The 18,808-nt window shown below is 54.3% G+C and carries 16 protein-coding genes; all 16 read right to left on the bottom strand.

Annotated elements, in window-relative coordinates; all coding sequences use genetic code 11:
* Complete coding sequence (locus FEE96_RS13255; RefSeq protein WP_138163575.1) at nt 1-759, bottom strand: 3-ketoacyl-ACP reductase; 759 nt, start codon at nt 757-759, stop codon at nt 1-3.
* Entirely contained in the window at nt 756-2,279 is a 1,524-nt protein-coding gene (locus FEE96_RS13260; protein WP_138163576.1) for a GMC oxidoreductase, read from the bottom strand. The genes FEE96_RS13255 and FEE96_RS13260 overlap by 4 nt, the downstream gene beginning before the upstream one ends.
* Nucleotides 2,279-3,394, bottom strand: coding sequence for an ABC transporter ATP-binding protein (locus FEE96_RS13265; protein ID WP_138163577.1), 1,116 nt, complete (start codon nt 3,392-3,394; stop codon nt 2,279-2,281). Before FEE96_RS13265 ends, FEE96_RS13260 begins: the two co-directional genes overlap by 1 nt.
* A 4-nt stretch (nt 3,395-3,398) precedes the next feature.
* Entirely contained in the window at nt 3,399-4,280 is an 882-nt protein-coding gene (locus FEE96_RS13270) for a carbohydrate ABC transporter permease (RefSeq protein WP_138163578.1), read from the bottom strand.
* On the bottom strand, nt 4,280-5,176 hold the full coding sequence (locus FEE96_RS13275) for a carbohydrate ABC transporter permease (RefSeq protein ID WP_138163579.1): 897 nt from the start codon (nt 5,174-5,176) through the stop codon (nt 4,280-4,282). Before FEE96_RS13275 ends, FEE96_RS13270 begins: the two co-directional genes overlap by 1 nt.
* Before the next feature lie 75 nt (nt 5,177-5,251).
* Nucleotides 5,252-6,502, bottom strand: coding sequence for an ABC transporter substrate-binding protein (locus FEE96_RS13280; RefSeq protein ID WP_138163580.1), 1,251 nt, complete (start codon nt 6,500-6,502; stop codon nt 5,252-5,254).
* Nucleotides 6,503-6,551: 49 nt separating this feature from the next.
* Entirely contained in the window at nt 6,552-8,069 is a 1,518-nt protein-coding gene (locus FEE96_RS13285; protein ID WP_138163581.1) for an aldehyde dehydrogenase family protein, read from the bottom strand.
* Nucleotides 8,070-8,071: 2 nt separating this feature from the next.
* Nucleotides 8,072-8,839 (bottom strand): enoyl-CoA hydratase/isomerase family protein, encoded by a 768-nt coding sequence (locus FEE96_RS13290; protein WP_138163582.1) that lies wholly within the window; start codon nt 8,837-8,839, stop codon nt 8,072-8,074.
* Entirely contained in the window at nt 8,836-10,407 is a 1,572-nt protein-coding gene (locus FEE96_RS13295) for an acyl CoA:acetate/3-ketoacid CoA transferase (protein ID WP_138163583.1), read from the bottom strand. The genes FEE96_RS13290 and FEE96_RS13295 overlap by 4 nt, the downstream gene beginning before the upstream one ends.
* Before the next feature lie 3 nt (nt 10,408-10,410).
* Nucleotides 10,411-11,412 (bottom strand): Gfo/Idh/MocA family protein, encoded by a 1,002-nt coding sequence (locus FEE96_RS13300; RefSeq protein WP_138163584.1) that lies wholly within the window; start codon nt 11,410-11,412, stop codon nt 10,411-10,413.
* Nucleotides 11,413-11,713: 301 nt separating this feature from the next.
* Nucleotides 11,714-12,739: an NAD-dependent epimerase/dehydratase family protein gene (locus tag FEE96_RS13305; protein ID WP_138163585.1), complete on the bottom strand. Its 1,026-nt coding sequence runs from the start codon at nt 12,737-12,739 to the stop codon at nt 11,714-11,716.
* Between the two features lie 138 nt (nt 12,740-12,877).
* On the bottom strand, nt 12,878-14,257 hold the full coding sequence (locus FEE96_RS13310; protein WP_138163586.1) for a M20 family metallopeptidase: 1,380 nt from the start codon (nt 14,255-14,257) through the stop codon (nt 12,878-12,880).
* Complete coding sequence (locus tag FEE96_RS13315; protein WP_138163587.1) at nt 14,254-15,837, bottom strand: gamma-glutamyltransferase family protein; 1,584 nt, start codon at nt 15,835-15,837, stop codon at nt 14,254-14,256. The genes FEE96_RS13310 and FEE96_RS13315 overlap by 4 nt, the downstream gene beginning before the upstream one ends.
* Nucleotides 15,838-15,892: 55 nt before the next feature.
* On the bottom strand, nt 15,893-16,858 hold the full coding sequence (locus tag FEE96_RS13320; RefSeq protein ID WP_138163588.1) for an ABC transporter ATP-binding protein: 966 nt from the start codon (nt 16,856-16,858) through the stop codon (nt 15,893-15,895).
* Nucleotides 16,855-17,892 carry an ABC transporter ATP-binding protein gene (locus tag FEE96_RS13325; RefSeq protein ID WP_138163589.1) on the bottom strand — a complete coding sequence of 346 codons (1,038 nt, stop codon included), beginning with the start codon at nt 17,890-17,892 and terminating at the stop codon, nt 16,855-16,857. Before FEE96_RS13325 ends, FEE96_RS13320 begins: the two co-directional genes overlap by 4 nt.
* Before the next feature lie 3 nt (nt 17,893-17,895).
* Nucleotides 17,896-18,807: an ABC transporter permease gene (locus FEE96_RS13330; protein WP_138163590.1), complete on the bottom strand. Its 912-nt coding sequence runs from the start codon at nt 18,805-18,807 to the stop codon at nt 17,896-17,898.
* Nucleotide 18,808: the final 1 nt, after the last annotated feature.

Below are 18,808 nucleotides of genomic sequence, written 5' to 3' on the forward strand. Positions count from 1 at the left end.
TCACAACCGGTGGATGGACAGACCGCCATCAACTGGAATGACAGCTCCGTTTGCGAACTGCATTTGGCCACTAACAAGCGGAGAAACGACCGACCCGATATCAGCGGGTTGCCCCCAGCGTGCGGCAGGCACCAATCCCGCTTCAATCCGACTGGTGTATTTGTCTTTCACACCGGCAGTCATTCCGGTTTCTATAATGCCCGGACGCAGCTCAAATACGCCAATACCTTCACTTGCAAGTCGCACCGCAAATAATTGGGCCATCATCCCTGCACCTGCCTTTGAAATGCAGTATTCTGCTCGCTCAATCGACACCATGTCGGCGCTGATAGAGGTAACAAAGATGATTGAGCGGTAGGCGTCGCCGGGCGCATTGATCATGCGTCGAGCAACGGACTGCGCCAGAAAAAAGGCGCCACGAAGATTGATATCCAGAGTGAAATCCCAGTTTTCGGGCAACATGTCCAACATATCGCCGCGCACCCGTGCCGGTACGCCTGCGTTGCTGATCAGGCTGTCAATCTCACCTTGTTGAGTTGTGATCCGCTCCAGCAGGTTGGGCACCGCATCGGTGTCGCGCAGGTCATGCTGGTAATAGCTGGCTGCATTGCCAAGTTCCGTCAGAGCATCCTGGACGGTGGGACTGTCCCCTGAGGACGACGACGCCAGCGCGACCTGCCATCCTTGTGCAACCAAAACACGGGCGATACCAAGACCAATACCGGTCTGACCTCCTGTGATCAAAGCTAAGCTGCTCATGCTGCCAGAACCTTTCTATTGATATAGTCACCAACCCGAAGCGCCTGCGCCGCTATTGTCAGAGCGGGGTTGACCGCAGCAGAAGTCGGCAAGAAACCTGCATCCACCACGAAGAGATTTCTGTGATCATGGGTCCGGCAATACAGATCCAAAACACTGTTGCTTGGATCCGCGCCGAACCGTGTCGTACCGCATTGATGCGATGGCGTTTGCCGATCAAAAGGCCGCGATATCACAACGGGCGACCCGGCTTTGCGAAGCACCGATTTAACCTTACGAACCAACGCTTGATGGGCTTCCCAATTAGTTCGTTTCCAATCCAGAACAATGCGGCCCCCCTTTAAAGAGACACGGCTATCCCGGTTGGGGAGGTCCTCACTCATCGCGTACCAATCAACGGAACGCGCCGCGATCTGGCGGGCAGCCCATACAGGCAGGCCTGTCTGTGCAGAGAGGATTTCGCCAGAGATTTTGCCCAGAAGCTGAACGTTGCCAAGCGGTTTGTTCATGGGGCCGCCTGACAGATAGAAATCGTTAAATTGCAGGGTCTTCTGGTAAACAGCTGTGTTTTTACGCCAAGGGTGCAATGCCAAAACGGCTGAACAATTGTGGTTCATAAAGTGACGGCCGACATTGTCAGACCCGTTGGCAAGCCCAGTTGGGTGATCACTATTTGCCGAGCGCAGCAAGAGCGCGGCGGAATTCACAGCCCCCGCAGACAGAATACAAATCCCTACCTCCAACCATTTTAGTCGGACCTGGTCGGATGTTCCTGTGTCCTTTTGAGTGAACTCAACAAAACTAACGTGACCGCTTGCCCCAGTTCCCAGCCGTGTCACCTCCGCCCCGGAAATCAATGTGACATTTGCAAAGGCCAACGCCTTGGCAAGAGCCGTGTTTTCGGCATCCTTCTTTGCCCCTGTGGTGTCTGGAAAGGCATCCCAGGGGGTGTTTGCACGTGCCAACCAAGCTTCGCAATCAACCGCCAGAGGGAGCGATGACGGGGTTACCCCTGCTCTTACCAGTTGGTTACGCAGGGTGGAAATTGTTGGTTCATCCGGAACCGGTGGAAAATTGTAATCACCAGTACGTGAGGGTTCGGTTGGATCTTGCCGTGCATCCCCACGGACCTCAAACAGCTCTTCTGCCTTTTGGTACCAAGGTTCCATTTCATCATATGAAATTGGCCAAGCCGGAGAGACACCGCCAAGATGAAGCATCTCCTCAAAATCCTCGCGCCGATACCGCAGCATGACCGCACCGAAGAATTTGGAATTCCCACCGACGTAGTAGTAATTGCCCGGATTGAATCCTTGGCCTGATCCATCAAGCCATTCCTCGACAGGGCGGAACACACCATCGCGAAAAATGGCGCGATCGCAGCGTGCGGCATCGCTGTCAGTTAAACGCGGACCACGTTCAAGGATCACAATCGACCGACCCGAGGGCGCGAGGGCTAAAGCTGTGGTCGCCCCCCCGATCCCAGATCCGATGATCACGATATCCGCCCGCTGTGTCATCAGACGATCCGGTCTTCAGTCTCGGGATCAAACGCGACAACTTTGTCCATATTGATAGTGAAATCGACATCCTCACCCGGCGCGACCTGCACATCCGCCCGCATACGAGCGTTGCAGTCTTGGCCACCAAATTCGGTCATTACAAAGGTATCCGAACCGGCCGGTTCCATGACAATAACCCGGCTCTTTACAGTCACCAGATTGACAGCTTTGCTGTCCGCACCGTCTGGATCAGTCAGTGCCTCAGCCCTTAGTCCAAGCGTAATGGTGCGGCCGACGTAGTCCTTCAGCCCAGCCGGAGGCGTAGCAAAGGGCAATTTGATCGTTTCACCCAGTCCATTTGTGGTCTCTGCAACCAGCCCACCGTTTTCCTCCAGAATTTTCACTGGGATCAGGTTCATCGAAGGTGAACCCATAAAGGTCGCAACAAACAGGTTGGCCGGTGTGTCATAGATCTCTTTTGGGGTGCCAAGCTGCTGAATATAGCCACCATTCATCACCGCGATACGGGTCGACAGCGTCATCGCCTCAATCTGATCATGGGTCACATAGACAATTGTGGTTCCCAGTTTCTGATGCAGTTTTTTGATCTCGGTGCGCATATCAACACGCAGTTTGGCGTCGAGGTTTGAAAGTGGTTCATCAAACAGGAACACATCGGGGTTTCGCACCAATGCCCGCCCCATCGCGACCCGCTGACGTTGCCCGCCCGATAGCTGGCCGGGTTTGCGATCAAGCAGAGGTTCGATTTGCAACAACTTGGCCACATCGCGCAGTGCTGTCTCACGCTCAGCCTTGGGCACCTTGTGCATTTCCAGGCCAAAAGTGATGTTCTTGGCGACACTCATATTGGGGTAGAGCGCGTAGGATTGGAACACCATGGCAATATCCCGGTTCGAGGGATGCACACCGTTCATGGATTTACCCTTGATCGAAATCGTGCCCGACGTGATGTCTTCCAACCCTGCGATCATGTTCAACAAGGTGGATTTGCCACAGCCCGAGGGGCCAACAAGAACTAGGAATTCCCCTTCTTGCACATCAATATCAACCCTGTGCAGCACCTCAACGGAGCCGTAGGATTTGGTTGCGTTGTCGATTGTCAGGAAGCTCATAGTCTTATCCTTTGACGCTGCCCGCCATCAGACCACGCACAAAGTAGCGGCCGGCGACGATATAAACGAGAAGAGTTGGAAGGGCAGCGAGGATCGCCCCCGCGAAGTGGACGTTGTATTCTTTCACACCGGTTGATGACTGAACCAGGTTGTTCAACGCCACGGTCATTGGCTGGCTGTCAAAATCGGCAAACGAAGCCCCAAACAGGAAATCATTCCAGATATTGGTGAACTGCCAGATGACGCTTACGACGATGATCGGTCCGGAAGATGGCAGCAAAAGGCGCCAAAAGATGCGGAAGAATCCAGCACCATCAATCTGTGCAGCCCGGACCAGTTCGGTTGGGAACACCTGATAGTAGTTTTTGAAGTAAAGGGTGGTGAATCCCAGCCCATAGACCACATGCACAAGCACCAGGCCGGGGGTGGAGCCTGCTAACCCGGCCAGCCCAAGAATACGTGCCATTGGGATCAATACGATCTGGAACGGGATGAAACAGGCAAACAGCATAAAGCCAAAGATCAGGGTGTCATATTTGAACCGCCATTTGGTCAGCACATACCCGTTCAACGCCCCGAGTATGGTCGAGATGGCAACAGCTGGAACCACCATTTTGATAGAGTTCCAGAAGTAGGGTTTTAGACCCGTCGGATCGACCCCAATCTGGGCGGTTGCCCAGGCTTTTACCCAGGGTTCGAATGTCCAGTCCTGTGGCAGCGCCATCATATTGCCACCGGTGATCTCAGACAGTGGCTTCACCGAGTTGATGACCATGATGGCAAAGGGCAGCAGATAGAACAGAGCAAACAGCAACAGGACAAGGTAAAGCGCAGTACGGGTGATACGCCCAGTACGTACCGCGGTGTCAGTTGAACCAGCAGACATCAGTTCTTCTCCCGCAGTTCAGAGTAGAGATAGGGCACCATGATCGCGACGATTGTCATCAACATGATCACCGAGGATGAGGCACCAATGCCCATTTGGTTTCGGGTGAACGTGTAGGAATACATAAATGTTGCCGGCACTTCGGTCGCACGCCCCGGACCACCACCTGTCAGCGCAACAACAAGGTCATAAGACTTGATTGCCAAATGGCTGAGGATCACAAATGCCGATAAAAAGGCAGGGCGAAGTTGCGGAATGATAATCCGGCGATACAGTTGGAAATTGGTTGCACCATCCATTTGGGCCGCTTTCAGCATCTCGTTGTCGATCCCACGAAGGCCAGCCAGGAACATTGCCATCACAAAGCCAGAGCTCTGCCAGACAGCGGCTAGAACAACGGTGTAGATCGCGTAATCCCGGTTCTTGATCCAATCAAAATGAAAGCTTTCCCAACCCCAGAGATGCATGGTGTGTTCAAGCCCAATGCCCGGATCAAGAAACCACTTCCAGGCGGTCCCAGTCACGATGAATGACAACGCCATCGGATAAAGGAAAATGGGCCGCAGCACAGATTCACCCCGGATTTTCTGATCCAGAAATATCGCCAGCATCAGCCCAATTACCGAACAGATGATGATATACAGCGCAGCAAAGACAATCAGGTTATTGACCGCAATGTCCCAGTGGCGAAGCCGGAACAGTTTGTCATAGTTCTCGAAGCCAACCCAGCCATATGAGGGCAGAATTCGACTGTCCGTAAAGCTTAGGTAAACCGAGAACAGGATGAAACCGTAGACAAAAACCAGCATCAACGCCAACGATGGCGAGAGCACAAGTTTGGGCACCCAGGTCTGCAATTTCGTTTTGAAATCCGCATCAGCGGCAGGGGTTGCCATGGCGGGCCTCCCTCCAATTGTCGTAAGGAATTTGGGTGGGGTGCCGGGCAAACACAGTCAGCCCGGCAAAGTGTATTACTTGGCGATCGACACAGCGTCGACAAGCTCAAGCGCTGCGGTTGCAGCGTCATACTCACCGTTAAAGTGAGCAGTGATCACATCATAAATCGCGTTTTTGACTGCAGCAGGCGCCGCATGACCATGGGCCATTGAACCGTACAGGTTCCCCGAGGCGGCCGCAGCGGCAAGATCTTTCATGCCCTGTTTCCCGCAGGCATCAAAAGCTTCGTCAGAAACGTCGGTCCGTGCTGGAACCGAGCCTTTTACAACGTTGAACGCCGACTGGAATGATGGTGACAGAATGGCTGTTGCCAGTGCTGCCTGCTCGGCTGACACTTTTCCACCTTGGTCAAACATCGCAAATTGGTCCGCGTTGAACGTAACTTGATCTTCGGTGCCTGGGAAACGGAAGCAAAGGAAGTCCTCGCCGGGCACTTTGCCGGCATTCAAGAATTCACCTTTTGCCCAGTCGCCCATCATCTGGAAACCGGCTTCGCCATTGATGACCATCGCAGTTGCAAGGTTCCAGTCACGGCCAGAGAAGTTATCGTCTACGTGACCGCGGATGACTTCCATGCGGCGGAAGGATTCAACCATTGTGTCCGAACCCAATGCCTCTTCATCGAGATCGATGAACGCTGCTTTGTAGAATTCAGGACCACCAGCCGACATCGCAACCGCATCAAATACAGTGGCATCTTGCCAGGCTTGGCCGCCATGGGCGACAGGCGTGACACCCGCTGCAGCCAATGTTTCAAGCGCAGCTTCGAACTCTTCCCAGTTGGCAGGAATAGCAATGCCATTGGCGTCTAGCACAGCTTTGTTGGCCCAAACCCAGTTGGTTGAGTGTACGTTAACCGGCGCAGAAACCCATTGACCATCGTGCTTTGCAAAGGCCTGCAATGCCTCTGGAATAACGTCATCCCAGCCTTCTTTGACGGCCACAGCATTCAGATCAGCCAAGGCATCTTCTTTGGCCCAGTCCAGAATGTCGAAACCCAGCATTTGTACAGCAGTTGGCGGATTGCCGGACGTAACACGGGCCCGCAGAACCGTCATGGCGCTCTCGCCGCCACCGCCTGCAACCGGCATGTCGTTCCAACCCGTCCCCTGCCCTTCAAGATCTTGCTTGAGCACGTTTAATGCAGCTGCTTCACCACCGGATGTCCACCAGTGCAAGACTTCAACGTCACCCGCATGGGCCATGCTGACTGAAACAGCCGCAGCCGCCAAAGTTGTGGTAGTTTTTAAAATGAATTTACGCATGTGGTTTCCTCCCTATTGCGTATCGATCCGTCTCTTTCTTCCGCAGAGATCAGATCCAGTTTGCGCGCGTACGGCCAATCCGCATTTGCACAGTTTTCACTTCCAGAAATTCTTCGAGTCCATAGCGGCCAAGTTCACGACCTTGCCCACTTTCCTTCACGCCTCCAAAAGGCAGCTCGGGGAAACCGTCCATCCATGTGTTAGTCCAGACAGTTCCAGCCTGCGTGCGCCGAGCAAATTCAAGGCATGTGTGAATGTTCTCGCTCCAAACACCGGCTGAAAGACCGTATGAGGCGTCATTCACAAGTGAAATTACTTCGTCCATTGTGCGAAAAGTCAAGACAGATAACACTGGACCAAACACTTCCTCGCTAGCAATTGGCATGTCTGGCGTCAGACCCGACACAACTGTAGGGCCATAAAATGCACCGGGGAGACCGTCGATTTGTATAGGTGCGCCACCGATTTCGATTTTGGCGCCTGCTGCTACGGCCTCGCGGACATAACTATCGATTTTCTGCTGATGCCCATCATGGATGATCGCACCTACCTTAGTCTTTGGGTCTAGAGGATCGCCAAATGGGACCTTTTGGGACAAGGAAACAACACGAGAGATGACCTCGTCCAGAATGTCTTCGTGCACGATTATACGACTGCCTGAATTGCAACACTCACCAGCGTTAAAATAGATGCCGAACACGATGGCGTCGATGGCACTGTCCAGATCAGCATCAGCAAACAGGACCTGCGGGTTTTTCCCGCCCAATTCAGACGATACCTTTTTAAGGGTATCACCAGCCGCTTTCTCGATGGTTTTGCCAACAGCGGTCGATCCAGTAAAGCTGACCATGTCAACACGAGGGTCTGTGGTCAAAATAGAACCAACGGGATCGCCAAATCCGTTGATGATATTGACTACACCCGCTGGCAAACCTGCCTCGATAAGAAGTTCGCCCAAGATGGCGGTGGTTGAAGGGGTCAGTTCAGACGGTTTCACAACACAGGTGCATCCCGCAGCCAGCGCAAACGGTATCTTCTGGCTTGCGATCAGAAACGGGAAATTCCAGGGTGTGATGATGGAAACAACGCCAATCGGCTCTTTTAGAACGATACCCAGCATGTCACGGCCAAGACTGTTGTGGCTATCCCCGTGCAGTGTCCGCGCTAGGGAAGCGGCATAACGCCAGATATCTGCAGCACCTTCGATTTCGCCCAAGGCTTGACTGATAGGCTTGCCACTTTCCAGCACCTCAAGTCGGGCAATTCTGGGACGGTTTTCATCAATCAGGTCCGCAACTTTCAACAGCAATGTCGCGCGCTCTTTACCGGACAGATCAGACCAGACCCCACGTTCAAAGGCGCGACGTGCTGCTGCAATAGCACCAGACGCATCATTTGCGTCCCCTTTTGAAATCAGGGAAACAGGTGTTCCATGCGCGGGTGAGTGGCGCTCAAAGACCTCTCCATTTCCGTCGGCCCACGCGCCGTCAATCAAATGACGAACGCGGTTGATCTCGTCCCTAGGGGCATCTTTTCCAACAATCAGTGTTAAGTCGTGCTGGCTCATACTTATCTTCCTGAAAAATCGGGTGTGCGCTTTTCGCTGAATGCGGAAACACCCTCTGTTCTGTCGTCCGAAGCACCCATTGCTGCGCTTCCCAATGCCTCGATCAGAGCGGGCCTATCCTCGCCCACCCCGACATGGATCATGTTTTTGGTGATTTCAGTCGCGCGCGGAGACAGCTCCGCCGCCCGTGCTGCGATTTCTAGCGCAACATCCATTGGTTCATCCGCGACCTCGGCCACGAAGCCCAAAGACTGGATACGACCTGCCTCAATCTGGCGCCCGAACAGGGCCATTTCTTTTAGCAGGGGTTCGGGCAGCAAGCGTGCCAGTCTTTGTGTGCCTGACCATCCCGGCACGATACCAACACCCGCTTCAGGCAGTGCAATTCGAGCTTTGGTCCGCATTACGCGGATGTCACAGGCCGCAGCCAATTCCAGCCCGCCGCCAAAAGTATGTCCGTTCAACACGGCAATTGTTGGCTTGGATAGGCGCGCAAGCCGGTCAAATATGCGATGTCCATCGCGAACCCAACTGCGTGCAAATTGCGCCGGTGGAAGAGAGGCCCAAGCCTTGATATCCGCGCCCGTGCAGAACGCCTTGGTTCCAGTTCCGGTCACCAACACAACACGGATATCGTCACGGAGTTCAAGCGCCTGACAGTGTTGATCAATTTGCTGCAACATTGGCACATCAAGGGCGTTTAGCTTGGCCGGATTGTCCAGTCGAATTGTTGCCACCGCGCCCTGAATTTCAAGATGGACTGCGCTCATAAGGTCAGCCCCATCGATCCGTCGCTCAGCAACGCCAGTGGCATTTCAACAGCATCCTTGGAAATTCTGACGCGCCCTTGTGAAGCCGCAACGATATCTCGTTCGGGTTGGATGCCCGGCATGATCTCAATGGCTTCCAGGCCGGTCTCGGTCAGGCGCATCACACAGCGTTCCGTGATGTACAAAACATCTTGGCCTAGTTCCCTTGACCGCTGCCCCGAGAAGGTCACATGCTCGACCGCTGCAACCATTTTGGAAAACTTACCCGGCTTGGTGATTGTCAGCCCGGTCTCATTCAAGCTCATCTGTGCTCCGGCTTCGAAATAGCCAGAGAAGACAATCTTGGGTGCGTGGGCAACGATATCCACAAATCCACCACAACCTGCTGTCAGGTATGGTTTTTTACCCAATTTCGAGACGTTGACGTTGCCCTCTGTGTCCACCTCCATGAAGGAGAGGAAGGATACATCAAAACCACCGCCCTGAAAGTAAGTGAACTGCTGTGGGCTGGGTACAAACCCGTCTGCGTTTGACGCGCATCCAAATGCAAAACCAGTGAGCGGAATGCCCCCAACCGCGCCCTGTTCGATGGCCCATGTGACCTGGTCCGGATGCCCTTCTTCCAACAGGATACGCGGTACCATTGCAGATATTCCGAACCCCAGGTTGGCAGTTTGACCTGCTTTCAGCTCCATCGCAGCGCGACGAGCCAGAACTTTTTCGACCGAAAGCTGCGGAATGGAAAAGCTGGGGAGTGGCCGAATGATCTCGCCTGAAATGGCGGGATCATATTGCGTTTCGGTGGTTTGCTTTTGGTCTGCATCAATCACTATCAGATCAACCAAATGCCCAGGTACCCGCACATCATGCGGGCGTAATGATCCTCGTGCGGTGACACGTTTGACCTGTGCAATAACAAGGCCGCCGTGGTTGCGAACAGCTATCGCTTGTTCCAGCCCACCCAAATAGGCCCCTTCGTGTTCGTACGTCAGGTTTCCATGTTCATCCGCAGTTGTCGCCCGCAGAATGGCCACGTTGGGTACAATGTTTGGAAAATGCAGCCAGGTCTCGCCGCCAAATTCCTGCCGCGATACAACAGGGATCTCTGCTGCGGCAGCATTCATTGCGCAGCCTTCACGCATAGGGTCGACAAAGGTTCCCAATCCAACCTTGGTCAGCACGCCCGGTCGCCGTGCCGCCACATCTCGGTGCATATCAAACAAGATCCCGGATGGAACATTATAGGCTTCAACCCGGTTTTCGACGACCATTTTCCAGATCTCAGGCATTTCCAACGAGGAAGGACCGGACGGATAGCTGCCAGCTAGAATTCGACGCAACAAGCCATCGCGCGCGATATGGTCGACCCCTTTGATTCCATACATATCGCCTGCAGCAATGGGATGTAGTGTGGTCAGGTTTCGTGGATGACCTTCGGCCTCAAAACGCGCACCAATCGCTTGTAAGACAAGATCTGGACATCCCAACCCAGACGACGATGAAACCGAGACAACATGCTCGTCCTGAATTTTTGCAGCGGCTTCGGATGCTGAAACGATCTTCGACATGGCTTAGTACCCTCCGTAATCAACGGTGGTGCGCTGGCCTGTCACGGCTGCTTTCTTTACCGCTTCGGCGACGGCAAGTGATTTCAGCCCATCCACACCAGTTGCTGCAGGCTGTCTGTCGCCTGCAACGGCGGTAGCAAACTTTGAAACTGATCGCTCATAGAGATTATGCAGCGAGTATTCGATACTCTCCTCGCCAGATGCCGTCCGCAACAGGATGTCTCCAACAGGCTGCTGGGTCATTACATTTCGCGCAATGACAGACCCTTTGGTTCCGTGCACTTCAATGCCTGAACCGGCAAATGGGTGGGTGAAAGATTCATGGGTTTGAACTGTGACCCCCGACGGGGTTGTCCAGACCGACATGACGCTGTCCTCTACATCCACGCCCATGGCACCAGACAATTCCTGCGCTACGATGTCGGCTGGGTCTTCACCCAGATAAAAACGCACCGTATCGGCATCGTGCACAACGATGTCGGGGATAACGCCACCACCAGCCAATGGATTATCAATACGCCAACCGCGCAGGTGCTCAGGCAGCATCACCGCGTGGAAGATGCGGATGCTTAGTACCTCGCCCAAGCGCCCTGTGGTGATGAGGTTGCGAATGGCCAAATGGCTACCCGCGTTGCGTAGGTGATGGTTCGTCGCAAGAACGATGCCTGCATCTTGGGCGGCACGCACCATTGTAGCAGCGTCTGCTACCGTCATTGCGAGGGGCTTTTCACACAGCACATGCTTGCCTGCCGCGATCGCTGTCATGGCCTGCGGCAAGTGTTTCTCGTTTGTCGTAGAAATATAGACGGCATCAACATCGGATCCGTTCAGAATATCGCTAAGACTGGTCGTCGAGGCCGTAATTCCGTGTTTTGCAGCGTATTCTTTGCCCCGTGTTGGGCTTGAACTTTGTACTGACACCACGTCATGGCCGCTATTTGCGCGGATTGCTCCAATCATATGCTCTGATGCAATTGTGCTTGCACCAATCAGACCCCAGTTCATATGCGACTCCCGTTGGAACGTTCCAGTTGGACTATTTGTAATTATGGAACGTTCCAATTGTCAATAGAGTTTTCAGATTTCCGCCGTAGCCATACTAATCCTGCTCTGATGGCCTAAAGAAGGTTTCCATTGCAGTCTTTTGTGCGCGCAGGGGTGCATCCATGGCTAGCGAGAAACCAAACAGGCGAAAATCTATTTCGTAAGCCTGCAGTCAGCTCAAAATTGATAGGTTCTGAAACTGTAAAGCAGAGAGCTCAAGCCGCAGCCTGAAGTCTCTGGTGCGTATCAGAGATTCCACATTTTAAACTTTGTAGTAGTCGCGATACCACTCAACAAAGTTTCGGACACCGGTCACAACATCCACTTTAGCACAGACCCCGGTCAGGTCTTGCAATAGTCCCGCATCGGCCCATGTGGCCGGAACATCGCCGGCTTGCATGTCCAACATGTTCTTACGCGCTTCTACTCCAATAGCTGTTTCGATTGCGCTGATGTAATCCATCAACGGAGTCGGAGCATTAGCGCCGATATTTACACTGCGAAACGGTGCGACTGGGCTGAGGCTATCGCGATCTGAAACCGGAGTATCTCCGGGCACGGCTTCAATCAATCCGCAAATACCAGCAATCAAATCATCGATGTAAGTGAAATCACGGCTCATGCGGCCATGGTTATACACGTCGATCGCTTCGCCAGCGAGCATCGCACGGGTGAATTTGAACAAGGCCATATCGGGACGGCCCCAAGGTCCATAGACCGTGAAAAACCGAAACATCGTGGTGGGTAGTTGATACAAATGCGCATAGGAATGCGCCATCGACTCTGTCGCCTTCTTGGTGGCGGCATAAAAGGACATCTGCGTTTCGACCTGCATCCGTTCGTTAAACGGCATTTCGGTATTGGCGCCATAGACGGATGACGTCGACGCCAGCAACATATGAGCAGGTGGATGGGCGCGGCCTGCCTCGAGCAATTCGAAAGTACCGACCAAATTGGACTCCACATAGTCGCGGGGCGCATCAATGGAGTGACGGACACCTGCCTGAGCAGCCAGATGCACCACTGCATCGGGTTGATGTTCAGCAAACAATTGCATCAACAACCCTGGATCTTCTAGCTTGCCAATTACAGGAATGAATTCAGCATTCTCTTGCAAGACCGCATGGCGGCGTTCTTTCAATGTGACGTCGTAGTATGGCGACAGGCAATCCAGCCCAATCACTCGCCAACCGTCTGCCAGTAACCGGGCCGAAAGATGATAACCGATAAAGCCGGCGGAACCCGTGACAAGCGCGGTACGGGGCGGGGAGAGCTTTTGATCCAACATGAGCTTTGACTGCCGCTATTTTCATTTGGTTGCAACGAGAAAGAGATTACTCGCACTATTGCACACAAAGAATAAGAACCAAACGGAGCAACAGGAGCTAAAACACAGCCACTAGCCTAGTGGGCCATTTTGATGGGTTCAAGGTGCTCCTGTTCCGATATCCCAAAACAGGCCAGCCATGAGGCGTAGGGAATCTTGGCAAACCGCCTTTAAAACATGCTCGTTTGGTGCGTGCTGTGAGCAGCCGAGATAACTGTGCGGCACCCAGACGGTCGGTAGACCAAGGATATCCGCAAAACAATCGTTGGGCAAAGAACCGGCAAGGTTGGGCAGGATATGTGGCTTCTGACCACTGGTTCGGGTCAGAGAGTCTTCGACATATTTCACCCAGGGGTTGGCTGGGTCAAGACGGGTTGCGGGAAAGAATGCACGTTCGTGTTGCTCGATCTGTACCTGTTGAAACCCGTGTTGATCAAGATGTCGGCGCAGCGCGGGCAAGATGTCTTCGGGCTTGGTCCCCACCACATAGCGCAATTGGCAAGTGGCGCATGCCTTGGCAGCAATCGCATTCACTGGCGCCTCGGGAACCCCGCTTGTCATCGCCAGTATTGCAAAGGAATTCCACCCGTAGACCCGTTCATTTGGCGTCAGATTTTCCTCGCCCCAGTCGTCATCCACCTTTGGATCGTTGCCGTCATTAACAGGCAACTCACTTATTGCGGCGCGGATATCATCGGTGAGGCTGGTTGGGCGCCACGCGGGAATTTGGATTTGGCCCCGTGCGTCGCAGATCGAGGCAATGGCATGTGAAAGGATGATGGCTGGATCTGCCAACAGACCGCCCCAATTGCCGGAGTGATGCGCCCCTTCACGCAAGTCCAGGGTCAAGTCAAATGATATGCCACCCCGCGCGCCCATGAACATGGTTGCACGATCCGGCTGCAGCCGTGGCCCATCCGAGGCAATCAGGACATCGGATTTCAGGCGGTCTTTATTGGCTTTCATAAATTCAGCCAAACCGGGTGAACCTATCTCCTCGCTCATCTCGATCACGATTTTTACGTTAAAGCCCAACCTGCCACGTACTGCCAGAACGGACTCGAGTGCAGCGAGGTTGATGAGATGCTGAACCTTGTTGTCGGCTGTACCACGGCCATACAGACGATCCCCTTGTTCCATCAACTCAAACGGACGCAACCCTTCGCGCCATTGTTCGGTCTGGGCCAAGACAACGTCACCATGCCCGTAGGTCAGGATTGTCGGCAAGGAAGGGTCTTCAATCCGGGCGCCGGTTAAAATGGGGCCGCCGCCGGCGTCTGGGTTTTTATGCAGGACGCACTCAAACCCCAATGCTTCAAGCCGAGGTACCATAGCATCGGTCAGGTACTGCCCCAGTATGGGGGCTTGGTCCGGGTTCTGGCTCTCTGTCTCGAAAGCCACTAGCGCGGCCAGGTCGGTGAAAAATTCACCACCTTGGAAATAGGTTTCTACTTGCTCCAACGCATTGTTACGGCTCATTGCGTAACCTCCTGCTCATGTATTGCGTCGCCCCACGGCGACATTATTTCTGTACAGCCCGAGTTCATTCCCTTCCGCCGCATGACCCCAGCCGGGCAGGCAAAAGCATAAGGAAAGACGGTTCGGCGCGTGGTGGTCACCGGATGCTCAGCGGTAAGCGCAGAAATTACGTCAGGTGGCAGGCTTTCATCTGCCATAATTCGTTCCCCCCCTGAGACATCAATCCTCGCCTGATGAAACGCAGCAGCTAGATCCATGTCAAAATCGGTGGCAAAACTGCTGAGCTGGGCTACGGCTGAAACAATTTTGCGCCCCCCCGAAGCGCCAAAGGCAAAGCGAGTGTCATTCTTTTCACCAATCACCGGGCAAACGTTCATCAAACAAGGCTTACCGCCGGCAAGCGAGTTTGGCCGTCCCTGCACCGGATCAAACCACATGATACCGTTGTTCATGACAAACCCTGTGGAGGGAGAGACAACCCGACTGCCAAATATCGACAGCAACGTCTGGGTTTGTGTCACCATATTTCCGTCACGGTCGACCACCGAAAAATGTGTGGTACAGCCCTCAGCACCGGGGGCCTCGCCATCGTGGCCCATATGGGCCTGCCGGTCTGCGTAGGCCGACTTTAACCCTGCGGCATAGGCTGTAAAGGCCCCTGCCCCCGGCACTGCGCCTGGCATGTTCGCCTGTTCCATCACCCCCAATGCATGACGGAAAGTGGGCCCAGCTGTCAGACCTGGTAGTGCGTGAAACTGTGACTCCCGATAGGCAAAGGTAAGTGCATCAGCAAAATGGGCATGATAACTCCGCATATCCTGCATCGACAAGCAGCCGCCTTTGGCCTGCACATCCTTGACCATGGCCTCACCCAGATCGCCTTCATATAGATCCCGCGCGCCTTTATCTGCCAATTGTTGCAAGCTGGCTGCCTGCACCGATTGATCCAGCCGTTTTTCCGCAAGTGCCGTCCAGCCAGTAATTGTTGGCCACTGGCCATCTTCCAAAAATAGCTGCGCGGCATCTGAATCCTGGGCCAAGGCACGAGTGGTCGAGGCAATGATCAGGGCTGCATACCAATCAACCAGCAGTCCTTCTTGGGCAAATTCGATAGCTGGCGTCAGCAGTTCTGCCCAGGGCATTTTGCCATAGCGCGCATGCATCTTACCCATGCCATCAACCACGCCGGGCACTGCGATGGATGTTGCGCCCTGCAGGTTTCGATCATCCACCACATGTTCCCAAGGGAAAAGGTCGCCTGCCTGCCCTGCCCCGCTCAACGGATAGTTGGCCGGGTCCAGCGCTGCAGGGGAGCGCATACCATAATTCAACGCTTGTGCTTTGCCATCTTCTGCCCGCCATAACATCAGTGCACCACCCCCTGCCGGGCCGCTCATCCAGGGTTCTAGCACACCAATAGCAAAGGATGTCGCCACAGCTGCGTCGACTGCATTACCACCGGCGGCAAGAACCTGGGCACCAACCTCAGCCGCCAGGCTATGCTGAGCGGCAACAACACCGTATTCAGTTTCAATGACTGTTTTGGTGGTGGTTTGACTGCGCGATAGGCTGGAACGCATTGAGCGTCCTTTCTTGGGATAAAGACAAACGTTGAGGAAAGCGGTGTCCGATGCCTTATGGGCTATGCAAGTGGCATTCGATCCTGCCGTTCGGATCAAACAAAGGCGTTGGCCGCTTTGATTTGCACAGATCCGAAGCGGCAGGACAGCGTGGATGAAAATGGCATCCCTCAGGTGGCGCAATTGGGTTGGGATAAGACATGCCAAGATGGGTGTCCGGAATGCCAAGCTCAGGTTCTGGTGTAAGGACGGATTTCAGCAAAGCATCTGTATAGGGATGGCGCGCGGCATCGAATAAGCCTCCAACGCTGGCTTCTTCGACAATACGTCCAAGATACATCACCGCCACGCGCGTCGCCAAATGTTCGATCACCGCCAAATTGTGACTGATGAACAAATACGTGAGGCCAAATTCCTGACGCAACTCGTTCAACAGGTTCAGGATCTGGCTCTGTACGGACACATCCAGCGCCGAGGTTGGCTCATCGCAAATGACAATCTCGGGTTTCATGATCAGGGCCCGAGCAATAGCGACCCGCTGACGCTGTCCGCCTGACATCTGGCTGGGATAATTGTTCATCACCCGCGCAGGCAGGCCGACAATATCCAGGATCTCACGAACGGATTTTTGTCGACTGGCCTCATCTCCAATGCCATGCACACGCAGGGGTAGCGCTATGATATCATAGATATTTTTGCGTGGGTTTAGCGAGGAATACGGATCTTGAAAGATTGGCTGTATCCGTCGCGCTAACGCCAAACGGTCCTGGCCACCCAAGGTTTGACCATCGACCAGGACCTCACCCGAGGTTGGAGCCTCAAGCCCAAGCAGGATCTTTGCTAGGGTAGATTTGCCACATCCGCTTTCGCCGACAAGTCCAAGCACCTCACCACGAGCCAGCTTGATCGAAACATCATTGATCGCTGTTAGCGGTTTGGATTTTCCAAACAGCCCCTGTTTAACCGAATAGGTCTTGGTCACATTGCGAAGTTCAAGAACAGGTGTGTCTGACTGGCTCATGCGTTGGCTCCTGTAGACTGAACAGCATCGGTTTCGAGGTCATCGGGATGATGAATGCAACGGAAGGTGTGGGTCCCGGTTGGCGACGTATGCAACGGGATTGTGCCACGACAGGCTGGGGACGCATGCTCGCAACGGGTTCGGAAGGTGCATCCTTTGACTTCGCCTACCAGCGACGGAACAATGCCGGGAATGGTGCCCAGAACGGAGCCACGTTTTGTTTTACCCGGCAGTGGAATACAGCGCAGTAACCCGCGCGTGTAAGGATGGGATGGGGCGGCGAATATCTCGTCAACCGGCCCGGTTTCGACCAGCTCACCTGCATACATCACAGCCACCTTGTCAGCGACCCGTGCAACCACACCCAGATCGTGGGTGATCAGAATCATCGCCATGTTCATTTCGCGCTGCAATTCCGCCAACAGCCGCAGGATTTGCGCCTGAATGGTGACATCCAGCGCGGTTGTTGGCTCATCCGCGATGATCAATTCCGGTTCACACATCAATGCCATTGCGATCATTACCCGCTGTCGTAATCCGCCAGACAGCTGGTGCGGATACTGGGACAACCGGCTTTCAGCAGCGGTGATGCCGACCTTCTCCAGCAGTTCGATGGCGCGCGCCCGTGCCTTTTTCCGATTGGTGCTACCATGCAGGGTCAAGGCCTCCATCAGCTGATCCCCAATGGTGTAGGCCGGGTTCAACGAAGTCATCGGCTCTTGGAAAATCATCGACATACGGGCACCGCGCAAATTGCGCATGGTGCGGGCACTGGCCGTGGTCAGTTCAACTTCGTCGAACTCCATCCGGTCGGCCCGCGGGGTTATGTTTTTGCCCAGTAACCCCATCAACGCCAGCGAAGTCAACGACTTACCAGATCCACTTTCGCCCACGATGCACAGTGTCTCACCGCGTTTTAGGTCGAAACTGATGCCACGCACCGCATGTAGCGTGCCAGCAGCAGTGGGAATGTCGATTGTAAGATTGTTGATTGACAATAAGGGGATGTCCTGGCGGGAATTGTTCTGCGACATGGGTCAGCTCCGGTTTTCAGGGGCAGTGACGTCACGCAGACCATCGCCCATCAGATTGATTGCCAGCACCAGCACGAAAAGCACCGCACCGGGGATCAACACCAGCCAGGGTTCGAACAGCATCATGTTTTTGCCTTCTGACACCATCAGTCCCCAGGACGGAGTCGGAGGCTGCACCCCCAGACCCAGGAACGATAGGGTTGCCTCTAGAAGAATGGCATGGGCCATCTCCAGCGTGATCACGACGATCAGATTATTCAGAATATTGGGCATGATTTCAGACAGCAGGATCCGAGGGGTCGAGGCCCCAATCGCCTGCGCTGCGGAGACATATTCCCGCCCCCTTACCTGTAATGTCGAGGCGCGCATGACCACCGCAAACCGATCCCACAACAAGAGCCCCAGCACACCAATAACCACTTGCAAGGACCCGCCCAGAATGGCCACGACGGCCAGCGCCACCAGTACCACCGGCATCGCAAGTCGTACGTTGATCAGAAAGGTAACAACTGCATCAGTGCGGCCCCCAAAATATCCGGCTGCGACACCCATTGCAGTACCGATGGTGCCTGAAATCAATGCCGCCACAAAGCCGATAAGCAGCGAAACTCGGGCGCCGTAGATCAACCGTGACAGGTAATCCCTGCCTAGATGGTCGGTACCCAGAATATGCTCCCAGGTGCCGCCCAGAAACACTGGCGGTTTCATTCGCGCCAACAGGTCCTGTGCATAGGGATCATGTGGGGCCACAACGGGAGCCAACAGTGCAATCACCAATAGAACCGCCACAACCGAGGCACCAATCATCAGCCCCCGATGGCCGAAGAACCGCCGCCGCAACTGTTGACCCGGAGTGGGGCCGACGATGTCCTGCAGTAAAGGATCAACATTGTTTGTCGAAGGTGCAAGGGTCATA

Source organism: Parasedimentitalea maritima (assembly GCF_005771405.1).
In the GTDB taxonomy this organism is placed as follows: Bacteria; Pseudomonadota; Alphaproteobacteria; order Rhodobacterales; family Rhodobacteraceae; genus Parasedimentitalea; species Parasedimentitalea maritima.